Source organism: Rhizobium sp. SG570, from assembly GCF_012275345.1.
Taxonomy (GTDB): Bacteria; Pseudomonadota; Alphaproteobacteria; order Rhizobiales; family Rhizobiaceae; genus Rhizobium; species Rhizobium lusitanum.
Genome location: NZ_JAAZQI010000004.1, coordinates 208,416 through 225,025 on the forward strand (window position 1 = coordinate 208,416; position 16,610 = coordinate 225,025).

Genomic DNA, 16,610 nt, shown 5'->3' on the forward strand with positions numbered 1-16,610 from the left:
GAATAAGCCCAAAATCGGGGCTCGCCGAAAGCCCGACATTTTGCAATTTGAGCGAATGTTGCCGTTCGATGCTATCCCGACCCTGCACACCTTGCCCGCCATCTCAACGATCAGCCGGGAAAATGCCTCGGGTATAAAAGCATAGCTGAGGTATTCATGGCAAAGTTGCAAGAGGAGCTTTGACCCCCTACCCTAAACGGCGGCGTGATGCACTTGGGTTAGCTTCTCCAAATTCGGCCTCGTATGTCCGACAGCAAATCGCCACAAAGAACGATCTGGTTGGCAGGGAGCCCTATGACCGAAACCTTTGACACCGGACTCCGACGCACCGTCCTTATCGTTGCTCTTCTTAACCTCGGATATTTCGGGGTAGAGTTCGCCGTCGCACTCAAAATTGGGTCGGTGTCATTGTTTGCTGATAGCGTCGATTTTCTCGAAGACGCTTCGGTCAATCTGCTGATTGTTCTTGCAATGGGCTGGTCCCTCAAAGCTCGGGCTAAGGTCGGCATGGCGCTTGCCGGTATCCTTCTTATTCCAGCCCTCGCGATGGTGTGGGCGCTGTGGAACAAGTTCAATACGCCGGTGCCGCCTGAGCCGTTCGCCTTGTCGATGACAGGCGGCGGGGCGCTGCTCGTCAATCTGTCATGCGCCTTCATGCTGGCACGATTTCGCAGCCATAGTGGAAGCCTCACGCGAGCAGCTTTTCTATCCGCCCGCAATGACGCTTTCGCCAATGTCGCAATCATCCTTACAGGCCTTGTCACAGCCTATACATTGTCGGTGTGGCCTGACGTCGTTGTCGGGATCGGCATTGCAATCATGAACGCTGATGCCGCCCGTGAAGTCTGGGAAGCTGCGCGGGAAGAACAGAAAGCCGCCGACCTGGTCCCATAATGGGGCGTATGCGTAAAACGTGCAGATGACCGCTCCAGGCGCGATCCCGGCAATCTCATAGTCGCTGAGCGGGTTGACGGCATTTGCTACACAATTCCGCGCGTTTCCTGATGCCTTACGCACAGTTTTCCATAAGCGACTGTGGTTGCAGGCATTGCAATTTTCAATTTTTAGCCAACACTCGCAAATGCATCAGGTGCGTGCTCTCCCGGGGGAGGAAATCCGGAGAGCACCCACTGGCGCGACTTTCCGCCGCGAGCCGGCTGGAAGGTCCTGCGGAATGTCATCGTGGGGGACATGAGACGGGTCTTTTGACTGTGTCCCTGGTGCAATTGGGAGGATTGAGTAATGGCAACCACATCCGTGGCTGAGACGACTGGTCGAGGAGGCATGACCAGGGAAGAGAAGAAGGTCATCTTTGCCTCTTCGCTCGGCACAGTGTTCGAATGGTACGACTTCTATCTCTATGGATCCTTGGCCGCCTTCATCGGCGCAGCCTTCTTCAGTGACTATCCGGAGGCAACCCGCAACATCTTTGCCTTGCTCGCTTTCGCCGCAGGGTTCCTCGTCAGGCCGTTCGGTGCCTTGGTCTTCGGGCGGATCGGCGATCTCGTCGGCCGCAAATACACCTTCCTGGTCACCATTCTCATCATGGGCCTCTCGACCTTCCTGGTCGGTATCCTGCCCGGCTCGGCCAGCTGGGGCGTCGCTGCCCCGGTCATTCTGATTGCGCTGCGCATGCTGCAGGGCCTGGCGCTCGGCGGCGAATATGGTGGTGCGGCGACCTATGTCGCCGAACATGCACCCAATGACCGGCGCGGCTTTTACACATCATGGATCCAGACCACGGCAACGCTCGGGCTCTTCCTGTCGCTCATCGTGATCCTGGTGGTGCAGAATTGGCTCGGCAAGGATGCGTTTGCTGCCTGGGGCTGGCGCATTCCCTTCATCCTGTCCTTCATCCTTCTCGGTATTTCCGTCTGGATCCGGCTATCCCTCAGTGAATCGCCAGCCTTCAAGAAGATGAAAGAAGAGGGCAAGGGCTCCAAGGCGCCGCTGTCGGAAGCCTTCGGACAATGGAAGAACGCCCGGATTGCCTTGCTTGCCCTGTTCGGCCTCACCGCCGGTCAGGCTGTCGTATGGTATGCGGGCCAGTTCTATTCGCTGTTCTTCCTGCAGAACGTGCTGAAGGTCGACGGTCAGTCGGTCAACATCATGATCGCCATAGCGCTTCTGATCGGCAGCGGCTTCTTCGTGTTCTTCGGCTGGCTGTCCGACAAGATCGGCCGCAAGCCGATCATCATGGCAGGTCTTGCCCTGGCAATCCTCACCTATTTCCCGCTGTTCAAGGCATTGACCCACGCGGCAAACCCGGCGCTCGCCCAGGCTGAACAAACCATCCGCGCCGTCGTGACGGCCGCCCCCGGCGATTGCACCTTCCAGTTCAATCCGGTCGGCACGGCAAAGTTCAACAATTCGTGCGATATCGCCACGTCTTTCCTGTCGAAATCATCGGTTCCCTATACGGTTGCCGATGGGCCGGCCGGGCAACCCGCAACCATCAAGATCGGTGACGCGACCGTGACATCTTATGATGCCACCGCAGCCGGGGCCGGTGCGACGGCCAAGAGCGCCTCATTCGCACACGATATGAACCTTGCCTTGCAGAAGGCCGGTTTCCCGCTGGCACGCGATCCCGCCAAGGTGCCGGATGCCAAGCTCGATGGCTTCATTGCCGCAAACCCCGAACTCGGGCTCAATGCGGCAACGGTTCGGGCTGGCGACAAGACCGTCACGCCCGTTGCCGATCTCGTCAAGGCGAAGCTTCTGACGGCGGACCAGGCCGCCGGCGCAACCGAGATGCCGGTCTACACCGTACCCAATGGCGGTGCCTTCAAGATGGTCGCCGATCCCTCGGCGATCAACTGGCCTCTGACCATCGCCATTCTGACCGTTCTCGTCATCTACGTGACCATGGTCTACGGCCCGATCGCCGCAATCCTGGTGGAGATGTTCCCGACCCGCATCCGCTATACCGGCATGTCATTGCCCTATCATATAGGCAACGGCTGGTTCGGCGGCCTGCTTCCGGCAACGGTCTTTGCGATGAGCGCGGCCAAGGGCGATATCTACTATGGGCTGTGGTATCCGATCGCGATCGCCGCGATGACCTTGGTCATCGGCGTTATCTTTATCCGCGAAAGCAAGGGCGTCGATCTCAACGCCATCAAGTAGCAGCACGGAGAGCAATAAAAGAAGGCCCGACCTCCACCCCAAGTCGGGCCTTCCTCGCCGGTTCAATTTCGGTATGAAGCGAGTCTGCGAACGGCGCCCTCGCACGCTGGAAAGGATCACAATCCGGCAGCCACTTCCTGGACGAAATCCAGAAAGGCCCTGACCTTCGCCGGCGGAAGATGGCGGGAGGGGTGATAGGCATAGAGCGGAAAGAGCTCTTCCGACCATTCAGACAGGATCGGCACGAGTTCGCCCCGTGACAGGAAGGGCGCCAGGCCGATCGCCAGACTTTGAAAAATGCCGTTGCCCGCCAGGCATGCGGAAATGGCAACCGAAGGGTCGTCCAACACCAGGCGACTGCGCAACCTGATCTCAACCAACTCGCCTCCTCGCTGGAATTCCCAAGGGAAGGGAACGCCGGTTTGCGGATCGCGAAAGAGAAGCGCCTCGTGATGGGCAAGATCGTGCGGCGAGCGCGGTTCGCCCTGCCTTTCGAGATAGGCCGGCGAAGCAACCGTCACGACGCGGGTTTCCAGCAGCTTGCGCACGATCAGAGACGATGCGTCCGGCGGCCCGAAGCGCACCGCCACATCGACACTCGCCATCATCTCCTCGCGGTAGTTGCTGGTCGAGAAATCCACCGACAGCAGGGGATAGCGGCTCAGGAACCGATGCAGCTCGCAGGCAAGCGCCATGCGCGCAAACCATGGATCCACCGAAACGCGTAACCGGCCGCCTACGACCGCAGCCGCGTCTGCCGCCTCGGCGGCGGCCTCGTCCAGCCCCGTCAGCAGCGGCATGACCCGTTCGTGAAAGCGTCGTCCCTCTTCGGTAAGGCTGACCTCGCGGGGATTGCGATCGAAGAGGCGCACGCCGACCCGCGCCTCCAGGCGCGCTACCGCCCGGCTCACGCCCGATGGCGTCAGGCCGAGGATCTCGGCGGCGCGCGCAAAGTTTCCCGCTTCGGTAACCGCCGCGAGGACGCCGACGCCGGTCAGAAGCCGCGTATCGAAAGCCATTCGATGCCATTCCTTTCATCGCGTATTGCTCCCATAGTTGCAGGGCGCTTACAGTGACTGAATATCATCATAGCACTGATCTTAATGCGCACGAATCACGTCGTGCCCTAGCTTACAACCGATGTCCTGGTGACGACATCAGGACATAAAACATTGCGTAGCGGCCAAGATGGAGCGATCGTGAGGAGCGGTTTGCGGCAATTATGTCCGTCACAACGCTCTCACAGCTCCATGCTAAGCCTGCACAATTTCGAAGAATGCCCCACCGTTTGAACAAGGGAATTTCCTGCCATGACACCTCCTCGCCGCGTCACGGCTCTTGCCGCCTCATTCCTTCCCCTTCTTTTCGCTCCGGCCTTTGCCGACTCGGATGTGCTGTGGAAGATCGTTCATGACAGATGCGCGGTGCAAACCGCTCCGTGCCTCTCGGTAAACACCGCCGAACACTATGCGATGCTGAAGGACCTGAATGGTATCGCGCAGTTTCTTCTGATCCCCACCGACAAGATCACCGGCATCGAAAGCCCCGATCTCCTCAATCCGGCGACGCACAACTTCTTTGCCGATGCCTGGGCCGAACAAGGTGATGTCGATTCCAGATTGCCGCATGCGATCCCTCGCGACGGTCTGAGCTTGGCCGTCAACGCGCAGCAGGCCCGCTCGCAGAACCAGCTTCACATCCACATCGACTGCCTCAGCACGGATGCCCGCGCTGTCCTGAAGGCCGATGCCGATCGCGTCGGGACCGATTGGGCGCCGCTGCCGGATGCTATTGCCGGTCATCAGTTCACCGCGATCCGCGTCAAGGGCGAAACACTGGGCGACTTCAATCCATTCCTGGCGCTTGCCAAGACCCTGAAGGACCCGGCAAAGGACATGGGCGGTCACAATCTCGTCGTTGTCGGCGCCAACTTCGCCGAAGGCCCCGGCTTCATCGTTCTGACTGACGTCGCTAAACCCGGCATGGGCGGCGAGGATGTGCAGGATCACAGCTGCGCCATCGAGCATTGATGACGATAGCGGATGACCTCTGCGCGGCAACGCTAAAGATTTGAAACATGGGCCGTTTCCTTGCATGATCCGTTGCCTGCCGGTGGCAGGATGCGAAACCCACAGCCTGGAAACGAGCCCATGCCGAAGCCTACCGCCGATCAGATCGATGCCGTTCTTGCCCATGTCGACCGCACCATCGATCAAAGCCTGGGTCGGCTCTTCGACCTTATCCGCATTCCCAGCATCTCCACCGATCCTGCCTATGGCGATCATTGCCGCCGGGCCGCGGAATGGCTTTCCGCAGACCTGACGGCCATGGGCTTCGATGCGTCCGTCCGGGATACCACCGGCCACCCCATGGTGGTCGCTCACGACAAGGCGGCATCCGGGGCGCATGTGCTCTTTTACGGCCACTACGATGTGCAGCCCGTCGATCCCCTGGCGCTCTGGAACACCGATCCCTTCGAACCGGTATTGCAGCCGCTCGAAAACGGCGACACCGCCATCGTTGCGCGCGGCGCATCGGATGACAAGGGACAGCTGCTGACCTTCGTGGAAGCCTGTCGCGCCTGGAAAGCCGTGACAGGCGCCCTGCCCATCCAGGTCAGCATGCTGTTCGAGGGCGAGGAAGAGGCAGGCAGCCCGAGCCTGGCTCCATTTCTCGACAAGACGGCAGCCGAGCTTGCCGCGGATACGGTTCTCGTCTGCGATACCGACATGTGGGACCATGACACCCCGGCCGTCACAACCATGCTGCGCGGCCTGGTCAGCCAGGAAGTCGAGGTGACCTGCGCCGATCGCGATCTGCATTCCGGCATGTTCGGCAATGCCGCGCGCAATGCATTGCAAGTCCTTGCGGATGTCGTTTCCAGTCTGCGCACGCCGGATGGCGGCGTGGCCATCGCCGGCTTTTATGACGGTACGCGGGAATTGCCGGATGCGGTTCGCAAGCAGTGGCAGGCGCTACCCTTCGATGAAGAAGGCTTCCTTCGCGATATCGGCCTCAGCATCCCCGCAGGCGAGAAGAACCGCTCGATCCTCGAGCAGATCTGGGCGCGTCCGAGCTGCGAGATCAACGGCATGAGTGGAGGTTATACAAGCGCTGGTTTCAAAACGGTCATCCCGGCAAAGGCGAGCGCCAAGATCTCCTTTCGCCTGGTCGAGGGCCAGGATCCGATCGCCATCCGTGACGCATTCCAGGCGCATGTGCGTGCTCGTATTCCGGCCGACTGCTCGGTCAGCTTCAAGGACCATGGCTTGGCACCCGCAACGACGATGCCGCTCGACAGCCCGTTTCTGCGCAAGACACTGGAAGCTTTGACTACGGAATGGCAGCGCGAGGCAGCGCTGGCGGGAACTGGCGGATCGATCCCGATCATCGGCGAATTCAAGCGGCGGCTTGGCTGCGATGCGCTATTGGTCGGCTTTGCCCGCTTCGACAACCGCGTCCACAGCCCGAACGAGAAATACGATCTCTCGAGCTTTCACAAGGGGATCCGATCCTGGGTGCGCATCCTGGCGGCCTTCGGCGATATATGATGCGAAGCCGCTATCGTCGTGTTGCTCAGCCAATGATTTATGAATCTGGCTTCTAACTTCTATCGCGATTCACATACTAATCTTTTTGATGAGACAGCTTAAATATTGTAGTCTGGGGTTGTGAGCCTGAGCTATGCGTCATCCGGTTGTTGAGCATTCAGATCATCAAACGACGCACGGCGTTGAAGGTTCGCAATCGAAAGCCGCAGGAGGCATTTCATGAATCTTCAGATCAATAGTCAGTCGTACCAAGTCACCTCGGACGGAGATACGCCGCTCCTTTGGATCATCCGCGATGAACTGGGCCTGACAGGCACGAAATACGGCTGCGGGCTGGCGCAATGCGGCGCCTGTTCCGTCCTTGTGGATGGAGAAGTGGTGCGCTCATGCGTGACGCCACTGGACAGCGTCGTTGGTCGCCAGATCACCACGATCGAGGCCATCGAAAACGATCCCGTCGGCAAACGGGTGGTCACCGCCTGGGTCAAGCACCAGGTTCCACAATGCGGCTACTGTCAATCGGGTCAGGTCGTCGCCGCGACGTCGCTCCTCAAGGAGACACCCAATCCCTCTGACGAAGAGATCGCCGCGGCGATGATCAATCTCTGTCGATGCGGGACGTACAACGCGATCAAGGCGGCCGTCAAAGACCTCTCCTCGAAAGAAGGAGAAACGCTATGACCGAGTCCAACCGCAATCTTGTTCCCGAAGATGAATTCCCGACCGGATCTCCGGTCAACATCTCGCGGCGGCGCTTTCTCCTTGCCTCCGCCGGGGCTGCAACGGGCGCATTTGTCCTCGGCTTCGGCGTTCCGATCGGCACCGCACGAGCGCAGCAGGCCGCCGGCCCCATGCCTCCGGGCACGCGCGTCCCTGCGTTTCTGGAAATCCGCCCCGACAACACGGTCCGCTTCATGAGCCCATTCGCCGAAGGCGGCCAGGGCGTCTTCACGGCGATGGCCCAGATCGTCGGCGAAGAGCTCGATGTCGATCCGAAAATGTTCGTGGTCGAGAACGCACCGACGGGTAACGACTATCTGGTCGTGCACGGCAAGATGCGTATCACCGGCGGCAGCATGTCCGTGCGCACGAGCTATGAGACCATGCGCAAGCTCGGTGCGCTCGCACGCAACATGATCCTGCAGGCCGCCGCCAAGCGCCTGGATGCGCCGATCGGCGAACTGACGACAGAGCCGGGCTGGGTGATCCACGCCGCGTCCGGACGCTCCCTCGCCTATGGCGAGGTCGCAACAGAGGCACTGGATCTTCCCGTGCCGGACCCCGCGAGCGTAGTGCTCAGGGACCCGAGCCAGTTCCGCTGGATCGGCAAGCCGGTCGAGCGGCTTGATGTCTATGACAAATCGACGGGCAAGGCGGTCTACGCGATGGACTGCAAGGTCGACGGCATGCTGCATGCCGCCGTCCAGCACGCCCCGCGCCTAGGCCTGATCGTCGGCCGTATCCGCAACGAAGACCAGCTTCGCGCGATGCCGGGCGTCCACTCCGTTCATAACCTGCAAGGCGCTGTTGGCGTCGTTGCCGAGCGGTGGTGGAATGCCAAGCGCGCCGCCGAAGCGGCTCAGGTCGATTGGAAAGAGCCCGGCCCGGATGCCGATCCCGCGTTTCGCCAGATGCCGGCGGATTTCTCTACCGCAGCCTTCAGCGATCGGCTGGCAAACGAGCCGGGCACCGGCAAGGACGCGGAGAATGTCGGCGATACCCCCGGGACTCTCTCGAGCGCTAAGACCGTCGTTTCGGCCACCTACAAGAGCCAGTATGTGCATCACGCACAACTGGAGCCGCCCTCGACCTTGGCACGCTTCAACCCGGACGGCACTCTGGAAGTCTGGATGCCCAACCAGGCGCCGGAGCAATTCCAGGCCGACATTGCCAAGCTGACCGGGCTCGATGCATCGAAAATCACGGTCCATAGCCCGCTTCTCGGCGGCTTCTTCGGGCGCCATTTTCTCTATCCATCCGCCAACCCCTATCCCCAGGCCATCCAACTTGCCAAGACGGTCGGGCGCCCGGTCAAGCTCATCTGGAGCCGCGAGGAGGAATTTCTGCGCGACCCGCTGCGCCCGATGGCCGCGGTGCGTTTCCGGGGCGCGCTCGACGCCAGCGGCATGCCCGTCGCGCTCGAAGCCATCAGCGCTTGCGAAGGGCCGACGGAAGGCGTTTTCGGCCATAAGGAGGACTCGCTGGATCCGACAGCCCTGGAGGGCCTGACCGGCAAGTCCTATGCCATCCCCAACTACCGCATCGCCCAGATCTACGTGAAAAATCCGACGATGCTCGCCTATTGGCGTTCGGTCGGCAATTCCATGAATGACTTCTTCTATGAGACATTTCTGGACGAACTGGCCGACAAGGGCGGGCAGGATCCATACGAACTGCGCCTAAAGCTGCTGCAGAAGAATGAGCGGCTGAGCAATCTGCTGAAGGCTGTCGGCGATCTCTCCGGCGGCTGGAAGCGGGGACCGTTCACCGCGGAAGATGGCTCGCGCCGAGCGCGCGGCCTCGCAATGGCGTCTCCTTTCGGCAGCCATACGGCGGCGATAGCTGAAGTCTCCATCCGCAACGGGCAGGTCGTCGTTCACGACGTCTGGGAGGCAATCGACCCCGGCAGCATCGTCAATCCGGCAATCATCGAAGCACAGATCAACTCGGCAACCGCTCTCGGATTATCGCAGGTGCTGATGGAGGAAGCCGTTTACAAGAACGGCGAGCCCGTGGCGCGCAACTATGATCTCTATCCGATCCTGCCGCCCGATCGCATGGCCCGCGTGCATGTTCGCATCATCGAAAGCGGGGCCGAGATGGGCGGCATCGGCGAGCCGGGTCTTCCCGCCATTCCTCCGGCGGTCGCCAATGCGGTTTCGACGCTGACCGGCAAGCGGATCCGCAGCATGCCGCTCTCCAACTACACGTTCGAAAGCTAGAGCGCAGCTCTCGCTGCGCAGCGCACGTTTCCGGCTCCCGGTCCATTTATCGGACGGGGAGCCGGAAATCAGCAAGCTGATCCGGTCTGTTCGGCAAAGCAGTCAATCGCGACTGGCTCCCGAATAGCCGAATAGCCGAATACGAAACCCTCTAGCAAAGACGTGAGGCGCCCTTGCGGAAATTTCTTCTGGTTCTTCTTTTGATCGTCGTGCTTGTCGCTGGCGGCCTCACCTGGTTCGTCACCCGCAAACCGGCCTCCCCCTTCGACAATATCGCCGAGGCGCAGGCTCCATCGGAGCAGCTGCTTCAACAGGGCGAATATGTCGCGCGTCTGGGTGACTGCGTTGCCTGTCACAGCACGCCGAAAAGCGCCCCCTTTGCCGGAGGCCTCGAGATGGGGACGCCGCTAGGCTCCATCTTCACCACGAATATAACGCCGGACAAGGAAACCGGCATCGGCAACTATACGCTCGCCGATTTCGACCGCGCCGTTCGCCAGGGCGTGGCGCGCGATGGACAGCGTCTCTATCCGGCGATGCCCTACCCGTCTTACGTGAAGATGAGCGACGACGATATTCGAGCGCTCTATGCCTACTTCATGAACCGGGTCGAGCCGGTTCATCAGGCAAGCAGGCTTTCGGACATAAAATGGCCGCTGAACATGCGTTGGCCGTTGGCTCTGTGGAACGCGGTTTTCACAGAGGGCGGAACCTATCAACCCAAGACCGCCGGCGATAACAGCTGGAACCGGGGTGCCTATCTCGTCCAAGGGCCGGGGCATTGTGGAAGCTGTCATACGCCGCGTGCAATAACCATGGCGGAAAAGGCGCTCGATGAAAGCAGCCCGCTCTACCTTTCCGGCGCTCTTCTCGACGGCTGGTATGCCCCGAGCCTGCGGGGCGATCCCAATACCGGTCTCGGCCGGTGGACCGAGGAGGACATCTACGCATTTCTCAAGAACGGCAGGAACGAGCACGGCGTCGTCTTCGGCTCGATGGCGGATGCTTTCAACAATTCGACGCAGTTCATGACCGACGACGACCTGAGGGCGATCAGCCATTATCTAAAATCATTGCCTGGGGATCCTGCCCGCGACGGGACGCCCTGGCAATATGTCAAGGCCGCCGCGGATAGCGCTTCCCTTCCTGCCCATCAGGACAACCCCGGCGCCCAGACATTCGTGGCGAAATGCAGCTTCTGTCATGGTGTCGACGGCCGCGGAAAGGCGCCGTGGATTCCACCTCTGGCCGGATCGACCTCGTCGCTTGCGAAGGAAAACGCGTCCCAGATCAATGTCACCCTGAACGGCTCCGGCCGCGTCGTGGCGAATGGCATTCCGGACGCCTATCGCATGCCTCCGTTCAGACAGCAGCTTTCGGATCAACAGATCGCCGATGTCCTGACTTTCGTGCGCTCCTCCTGGGGAAATCAAGGGGGACCGGTTGTGGCCAACGACGTGAAAGCCCTGCGCACGCACACCGATCCGGCAAGCAGCAGTCCCATCGTGCTCCAAATGCGATAGATCTGCCGCCGAGCCCTCAAACAAGGTTGGGCGAAAAGGTCCGATGAACTTTCCGCCTCATATTGCTGCTCCGCAAGCTTGGCAGGCCGCGCTCGCCTCATTCGTCTGCTCACCCTGGAGGACGCCTTCACATGGCCCCTCCTGCGGCAATAAGATGATTGCCCTGAGGCCGGGATTGTTTGGCTGAAGGAGGATCTCGCCACCATGATGCCGGGCAACGGCCCGGGCAATCGACAGGCCGAGCCCGACGCCGCCAATGCCTCTCCAATTCTATGGCATGCGTTTCTCCGCGCCAAGCAGATCAGGAGGTCAGGTCATCCGCGCTCAACACTAAAGCATATCGTCCAGGCTCCAATGGTTGTTCCATCGTGCGTCGATTTCGTCATTGACGTTCTGGTACCTGATATCGGTGGACAGGCGCAACCGCTGACTCCTGTCCTGATTGATCGTCGACGCGTGGATCATAAAGGGCGAGTGGAGCATAATGTCTCCCGCCTGGTAGTCCGCGGCCAACCAACGCGTATTGAAACGCTCCGCCATGTCGGGCAAGTCCTTTGAAACCCATCCGCCTTCCGTCATGTTTCGATTGTAGGCGCTTATGCGTTCCTCAGGGCTCAGATCCCCGTTCTGCTCGCTGAATTCACGTTCCATCCTGAGGCCGATCGCGTGCGATCCTTCGAGATAGACCAGGCCGCCCATTTCGACCGGAATATCGCCAAGGGGAATCCATGTAGTCACAACCCGGCTCGTGCCGCCGCGGAGATAGACGAGATCGTAATGCGCCGGCGTCACGGTTGTCGTGCCGGGCCGGACATAGCGCATGATCTTGCGCTTGTGCAAATAGGAGATGCCCGACAGAAATTCGTCCATGAAACGCGCCATGCGTGGCTGCGCGCAGAAGCCTTCATATGCAACCGACCGGACCAGAGACATGAGATATCGGTCCACTGCCCTGTTGTCCGTCACAGCCGCGGCTGCGATCCCTTCTCGCGGATCCGTTCCCTGCTCGATCAGTCCAACGCTGGCCAGATGGCCGAAAACCCAGCCGCGGAATTCGATGACGTCGTTGCGCGGCAAAAAGCCCTTCAGCCATACGTAGCCGTTCTCCTCGTAAAGACGGCGGATGGCCCCGACACCGATCGCCGGATCGGTCGGCGTCAGATATCCGAACCGATCCGGTGCCGTCGACAGGATCTTTCCGTTAGCAGTAAGGGCGGGCCTCTCCTCGCTGGATTGCGTCGCCTGTGCGGAAACCGACATTTCACTCGTCCGAAGCTTGCGTTGATAGTGTCCAGAATGTAGCGGATAAGGACACTCTCCTACATAGAGGAAAGCCATACTGGACTTTTCGCTCAGATGAGAACAGCCGAAGCAGTCTATCGATCCCCTCTCGCAGCAGCCGGCGGCCTTGCAGTCACCGGTAGTGGAAAACAGCAGGTGAGGCACGCGGTCAGGGACCGGAAGCTGCCAAGTTATGCGGTGGTTCTGGTGGAGCAAGGCCAGGGCTTTCTCGAGACCGTTGCCTGTGGCCGGCAGAGCGTGGAGGGGCCGGCGCTTTTCTGGCTTTTTCCGGGCCGACAGCATTCATATGGGCCGGATGCTTCAGGCTGGAGCGAACGGTGGGCGCTTTTCGAAGGTTCACTCGTGCGCGACTTCGTGCGACTGCGGCTCATTAGCGAACAATCCCCAATCGTGGCCCTGCGCAATCTCGACCGGGTGCAGCGCCTCTTCACCAGTCTCCACGCCGATCTGCTCGACGATACGAACCTCGCCAGAGCCTCTGCCGCCGCAATTCTTCACCAGATCGTCGTGTCGGCGGCCCGGCAGGCAAGCCATGCGACACCGTCACGCCGTGACGGATCTGATATCGCCGCGATCGTCGAAGCGCTTCGCAAAAGAGCCATGCAACCACTCGACATGGCCGCATTCGCCGCCGAACATGGAATGTCGGCTGCCACGCTGCGCCGAAAGGTCACGACAGAAATCGGACTGTCGCCAAAGGGCTTCCAGCTTCGGGTGCGCATGGATCACGCCAAGGAGTTGCTGGCAACCACCGACGACAAGATCGAGATCATTGCCGCTGGGGTCGGGATCGGCGACGCCTTTTACTTTTCGCGGCTGTTTCATGAAAGGGAAGGCTGCACGCCGCGCGAATTCCGAGCACGCTACAAGAGGACTTGAAGCGTCAATCAAAATTATTGGCGAGGACCGCTGGTTAGAATGCGAGCTTCGCTAGTTCGCGTACATATGATAAGCCTATCTTAGAAGATAATCTTTACAGTTTGCCTTCATATATGGTATGAAGTGCGTATGAGTGATCAATCGGATAAACCTCACATGGCGGATGCCGCCGCCCTCGCACAAGATCTCCGCGGCATCATGAGCAAGCTCAAACGCCGGCTGCGTGAACAGGCTAATGTCGGAGACCTGACGCCGACGCAGATATCTGTGCTTCTGCGCCTCGATAAGGACGGTCCGGCGACGACATCAAACCTCGCGCGCGCCGAAGTCATGCGGCCGCAGTCGATGGGGGCGGTCGTCAGTGCGCTGGAGGCGGCCGGGCTTGTCGATGGCGTGCCGGACCCGGCGGATGGGCGGCAAACCATCCTGTCGCTCACCGACACCTGCCTTCGATTGATTCAGGAGGGCCGTGCCGCGCGGCAGGATTGGCTGCATCGCAAGATCGAAGCGCGACTTTCCCTGGAGGAGCAAGAGCAACTCCGGACATCCCTCGAGCTGCTGCGGCGGCTGGTCGACGATTGACAATCGACATCAACGGTTCCTCCCCCGAAATCTGCGAACAATCCGAAAAAGGAAATCCCATGGCGCTGACCGCGCTTGACGCAAAGACCGCACTTATCGTTGTCGATCTCCAGAAGGGCATCATCGGCTCACGCTTCATCCACGCCATCGGCCCGGTCGTGGATAGGACGGTCGAGTTGATCGGTGCATTCCGCAAGCATCGGCTTCCCATCGTGCTCGTCAATGTTGCCGGCGTGGCGCCCGGCCGCACGGAACAGCAACGACAACATGCAAGCGTCCTTTCCGAGGACTTCACCGATTTCATTCCGCAGATCGATCGACAGCCCGATGACATCGTCGTGACAAAGCGAACTTGGGGTGCTTTTGCCAGTACCGATCTGGATAGGCAGTTGAAGTCGCGGGGCGTCACACAGGTCGTCATCACCGGCGTCGCGACCGGCACGGGCGTCGAGTCGACAGCTCGACAGGCCTACGAACAGGGCTTCAATGTGACGCTTGCCATCGATGCAATGACGGACGCGCGCACCGAGGCGCACGAATACAGCATCAACCAGATCTTCCCGCGGCTCGGCGAGACCGGGACTGCCCACGACGTCATGCAACTGCTTGCAAGCCGGGGCGAATAATATGTCGATCTCTCATCTCATATCCTATTTTTTCGGCGGCGCTTTCCTGATGAACGCTGTGCCGCATGTCGTCAGCGGCGTCATGGGCAAGCCGTTCCAAACCCCCTTCGCCAGGCCGCGGGGTGAAGGACACTCGTCCTCGACGACGAACGTGGTCTGGGGCTTCTTCAATCTCTTCATTGCTTATCTGCTCCTCGTACATATCGGCGGTTTCGCACTCGATGATGTGGGAGATGCCGCCGTTGCCAGCGTGGGCGCCTTCCTGCTCGCAGTGATGATGGCGTGGCATTTCGGTCGCTTCAACGGCGGCAATACGCCCAGCCGTCCATGAAGAAGAGCCCGCTCGCCGCCACCTTCCGGTCGATGCGGCATTTCAACTATCGCGTCTGGGCAGCGGGCTCGCTGGTCTCCAATATCGGCACCTGGGTTCAGCGCACGGCCCAGGACTGGCTGGTCTTTGCAGAGCTCACCCATCATGATGCCTCGGCCGTCGGCACCGTCATGGCGCTGCAATTCGCGCCGCAGCTGCTGCTGTTGCCCTGGACGGGATATGCGGCGGACCGTTTCAACCAGCGCAAACTCCTCATCGCCACCCAGGCCACGATGGGCGGCCTCTCCCTGGCGCTCGGCGCCCTAACCGTCCTCGGCATCGTGCAGCTGTGGCACGTCTACATCTTCGCCTTCCTATTCGGCAGCGCGGCTGCCCTCGATGCTCCCGTTCGCCAGACCTTCGTCGCCGAACTCGTCGGCGACGAGAACCTGTCAAATGCGGTTGCGCTCAATTCGACCTCCTTCAACGTCGCGCGCATGGTCGGTCCAGCTGTCTCCGGCGTTGTCATCGCAGCGATCGGTACGGGCTGGGCCTTCCTGACCAACGGCGTGTCCTTCGTGGCGGTGCTCGTCTCGCTCGCCTTCCTGCGCGTCGACCAATTGCGCTCGAATGCCAGGGTGATCCGCGCCAGGGGAAATTTCGTCGAAGGGCTCCGCTACGTCCGGAGCCGGGCGGACCTCAGGGCGATGTTGCTCATGCTGTTTCTGATCGGAACCTTCGGCCTGAATTTCCCGATCTTCATATCCGCGATGGCGGTCGGCATCTTCCACGCCGACGCTGCGGGATACGGCCTCCTGTCATCGATGATGGCGATTGGAACGATTACCGGCGCCCTCCTGAACGCCGGCCGTGAAAAGGTACGCTTCCAGGGCCTTCCTGTCGGCGCCGGTGTTTTCGGGATCGGCTGCACGCTGGCGGCGTTTGCTCCCGGCTATTGGCCATTTGCCGCCGCTCTCATCGTCACCGGCATTGCGGCGCTCACCTTCACCAATACCACGAACAGCCTCATGCAGCTTTCAACAGCGCCGGCCATGCGCGGAAGAGTAATGGCGCTGCGCGTCAGCATTGCACTCGGGGGTACGCCGATCGGCGCCCCGATCGTCGGCTGGGTGGCCGATCATTACGGCCCTCGCTGGGCGCTCGGCATCGGTGCCGCTTCAGGCTTTGCCGCCGCTATCGTCGGACTTTACGCCATGATGCGACAAGCCCGACGTGAGCGAACGGATGACGACATGCAGCCAACGCCAGATCGGCCAGGTTTATGACAGTGGCAATGAAGGATCGCCATCACGCTGACACGAGCTTGGTTATGCGTCTCTCGATCACGGCTGCGCCAAGTGCCGCCAACAACGCGAGCGACGCGGATGCCAGCATTGTTCCGAGAAGCACATAGGTCGCGCCCGAGCGATCGAGCAACAAGCCGGCAGCAGAAGCTATGAGCGCTCCACCGGCAATCCTCATCGCGGTGGCTAGCCCCATGGCCGTGCCGGAAAGATCGGCACGTATGGACAGTACGCTGGCGTTGGCCGCGGGCATCGTCAGGCCGTTGCCTTTCTGGTCGTCCGTATCAGGCAATGACGGTCCTCCCGCGAAACACGATCTTCCAATCGGCGCCTGCCCAGAAACGCAGCCTTGCCTCCACAGCCGATCTTACGGATTTGTAGGTTGCCGTTCAGGCCGCTGACACCTTGTTCAGCCAGGCTCTGGGAGCGCTGCCGAAGCATGAAAATTCTCGTCGTGGAAGA

General features: G+C 60.5%; 15 protein-coding genes and 1 pseudogene. 12 read left to right on the forward strand and 4 right to left on the reverse strand.

Going from position 1 to position 16,610, the window contains the following annotated elements; translation table 11 throughout:
- Positions 1 to 294 precede the first annotated feature (294 nt).
- Both FHT28_RS10855 and FHT28_RS10860 read left to right on the forward strand, forming a co-directional pair.
- Positions 295 to 894, forward strand: a complete 600-nt coding sequence (locus tag FHT28_RS10855) for a cation diffusion facilitator family transporter (protein WP_168596236.1) — start codon at positions 295 to 297, stop codon at positions 892 to 894.
- A gap of 348 nt (positions 895 to 1,242) precedes the next feature.
- The gene (locus tag FHT28_RS10860) at positions 1,243 to 3,129 is read left to right on the forward strand and encodes an MFS transporter (protein WP_047558773.1); all 1,887 of its coding nucleotides are present in this window, start codon (positions 1,243 to 1,245) and stop codon (positions 3,127 to 3,129) included.
- Between the two features lie 116 nt (positions 3,130 to 3,245).
- Here FHT28_RS10860 and FHT28_RS10865 read toward each other — a convergent pair whose 3' ends face one another.
- On the reverse strand, positions 3,246 to 4,148 hold the full coding sequence (locus FHT28_RS10865) for a LysR family transcriptional regulator (RefSeq protein WP_168596237.1): 903 nt from the start codon (positions 4,146 to 4,148) through the stop codon (positions 3,246 to 3,248).
- A 291-nt stretch (positions 4,149 to 4,439) separates the two neighbouring features.
- Between FHT28_RS10865 and FHT28_RS10870 the strand changes: the two genes are divergently transcribed.
- From FHT28_RS10870 to FHT28_RS10890, 5 genes are all read left to right on the forward strand, one after another.
- A complete protein-coding gene (locus tag FHT28_RS10870) occupies positions 4,440 to 5,159 on the forward strand; it encodes a CDP-diacylglycerol diphosphatase (protein ID WP_037192901.1) in 720 nt (239 codons plus the stop codon).
- A gap of 120 nt (positions 5,160 to 5,279) precedes the next feature.
- A complete protein-coding gene (locus tag FHT28_RS10875) occupies positions 5,280 to 6,680 on the forward strand; it encodes a M20/M25/M40 family metallo-hydrolase (RefSeq protein WP_168596238.1) in 1,401 nt (466 codons plus the stop codon).
- Between the two features lie 219 nt (positions 6,681 to 6,899).
- On the forward strand, positions 6,900 to 7,361 hold the full coding sequence (locus FHT28_RS10880; protein WP_168596239.1) for a (2Fe-2S)-binding protein: 462 nt from the start codon (positions 6,900 to 6,902) through the stop codon (positions 7,359 to 7,361).
- Entirely contained in the window at positions 7,358 to 9,622 is a 2,265-nt protein-coding gene (locus tag FHT28_RS10885) for a xanthine dehydrogenase family protein molybdopterin-binding subunit (protein WP_168596240.1), read from the forward strand. Before FHT28_RS10880 ends, FHT28_RS10885 begins: the two co-directional genes overlap by 4 nt.
- Before the next feature lie 173 nt (positions 9,623 to 9,795).
- Positions 9,796 to 11,145, forward strand: a complete 1,350-nt coding sequence (locus FHT28_RS10890; RefSeq protein WP_168596241.1) for a cytochrome c — start codon at positions 9,796 to 9,798, stop codon at positions 11,143 to 11,145.
- Between the two features lie 57 nt (positions 11,146 to 11,202).
- Here FHT28_RS10890 and FHT28_RS36145 read toward each other — a convergent pair.
- Positions 11,203 to 11,397, reverse strand: a pseudogene (locus FHT28_RS36145) (hypothetical protein); the annotation flags it as partial.
- A gap of 78 nt (positions 11,398 to 11,475) precedes the next feature.
- Positions 11,476 to 12,405, reverse strand: a complete 930-nt coding sequence (locus FHT28_RS10895) for a phytanoyl-CoA dioxygenase family protein (RefSeq protein ID WP_168596242.1) — start codon at positions 12,403 to 12,405, stop codon at positions 11,476 to 11,478.
- A gap of 96 nt (positions 12,406 to 12,501) precedes the next feature.
- Between FHT28_RS10895 and FHT28_RS10900 the strand changes: the two genes are divergently transcribed.
- The 5 genes from FHT28_RS10900 (at position 12,502) to FHT28_RS10920 (ending at position 16,130) form a co-directional block, all read left to right on the forward strand.
- Positions 12,502 to 13,326, forward strand: a complete 825-nt coding sequence (locus FHT28_RS10900; protein WP_168596243.1) for an AraC family transcriptional regulator — start codon at positions 12,502 to 12,504, stop codon at positions 13,324 to 13,326.
- A 156-nt stretch (positions 13,327 to 13,482) separates the two neighbouring features.
- On the forward strand, positions 13,483 to 13,908 hold the full coding sequence (locus FHT28_RS10905) for a MarR family transcriptional regulator (protein ID WP_246704842.1): 426 nt from the start codon (positions 13,483 to 13,485) through the stop codon (positions 13,906 to 13,908).
- 59 nt (positions 13,909 to 13,967) lie between these two features.
- On the forward strand, positions 13,968 to 14,534 hold the full coding sequence (locus FHT28_RS10910) for an isochorismatase family protein (RefSeq protein WP_168596245.1): 567 nt from the start codon (positions 13,968 to 13,970) through the stop codon (positions 14,532 to 14,534).
- Position 14,535: 1 nt separating this feature from the next.
- Positions 14,536 to 14,865, forward strand: a complete 330-nt coding sequence (locus tag FHT28_RS10915; protein ID WP_037192921.1) for a hypothetical protein — start codon at positions 14,536 to 14,538, stop codon at positions 14,863 to 14,865.
- Positions 14,862 to 16,130: an MFS transporter gene (locus FHT28_RS10920; RefSeq protein WP_168596246.1), complete on the forward strand. Its 1,269-nt coding sequence runs from the start codon at positions 14,862 to 14,864 to the stop codon at positions 16,128 to 16,130. The genes FHT28_RS10915 and FHT28_RS10920 overlap by 4 nt, the downstream gene beginning before the upstream one ends.
- A gap of 22 nt (positions 16,131 to 16,152) precedes the next feature.
- On the opposite strand, the gene FHT28_RS10925 is transcribed toward FHT28_RS10920, so the two are convergent.
- On the reverse strand, positions 16,153 to 16,440 hold the full coding sequence (locus FHT28_RS10925; protein WP_168596247.1) for a hypothetical protein: 288 nt from the start codon (positions 16,438 to 16,440) through the stop codon (positions 16,153 to 16,155).
- Positions 16,441 to 16,610 lie beyond the last annotated feature (170 nt).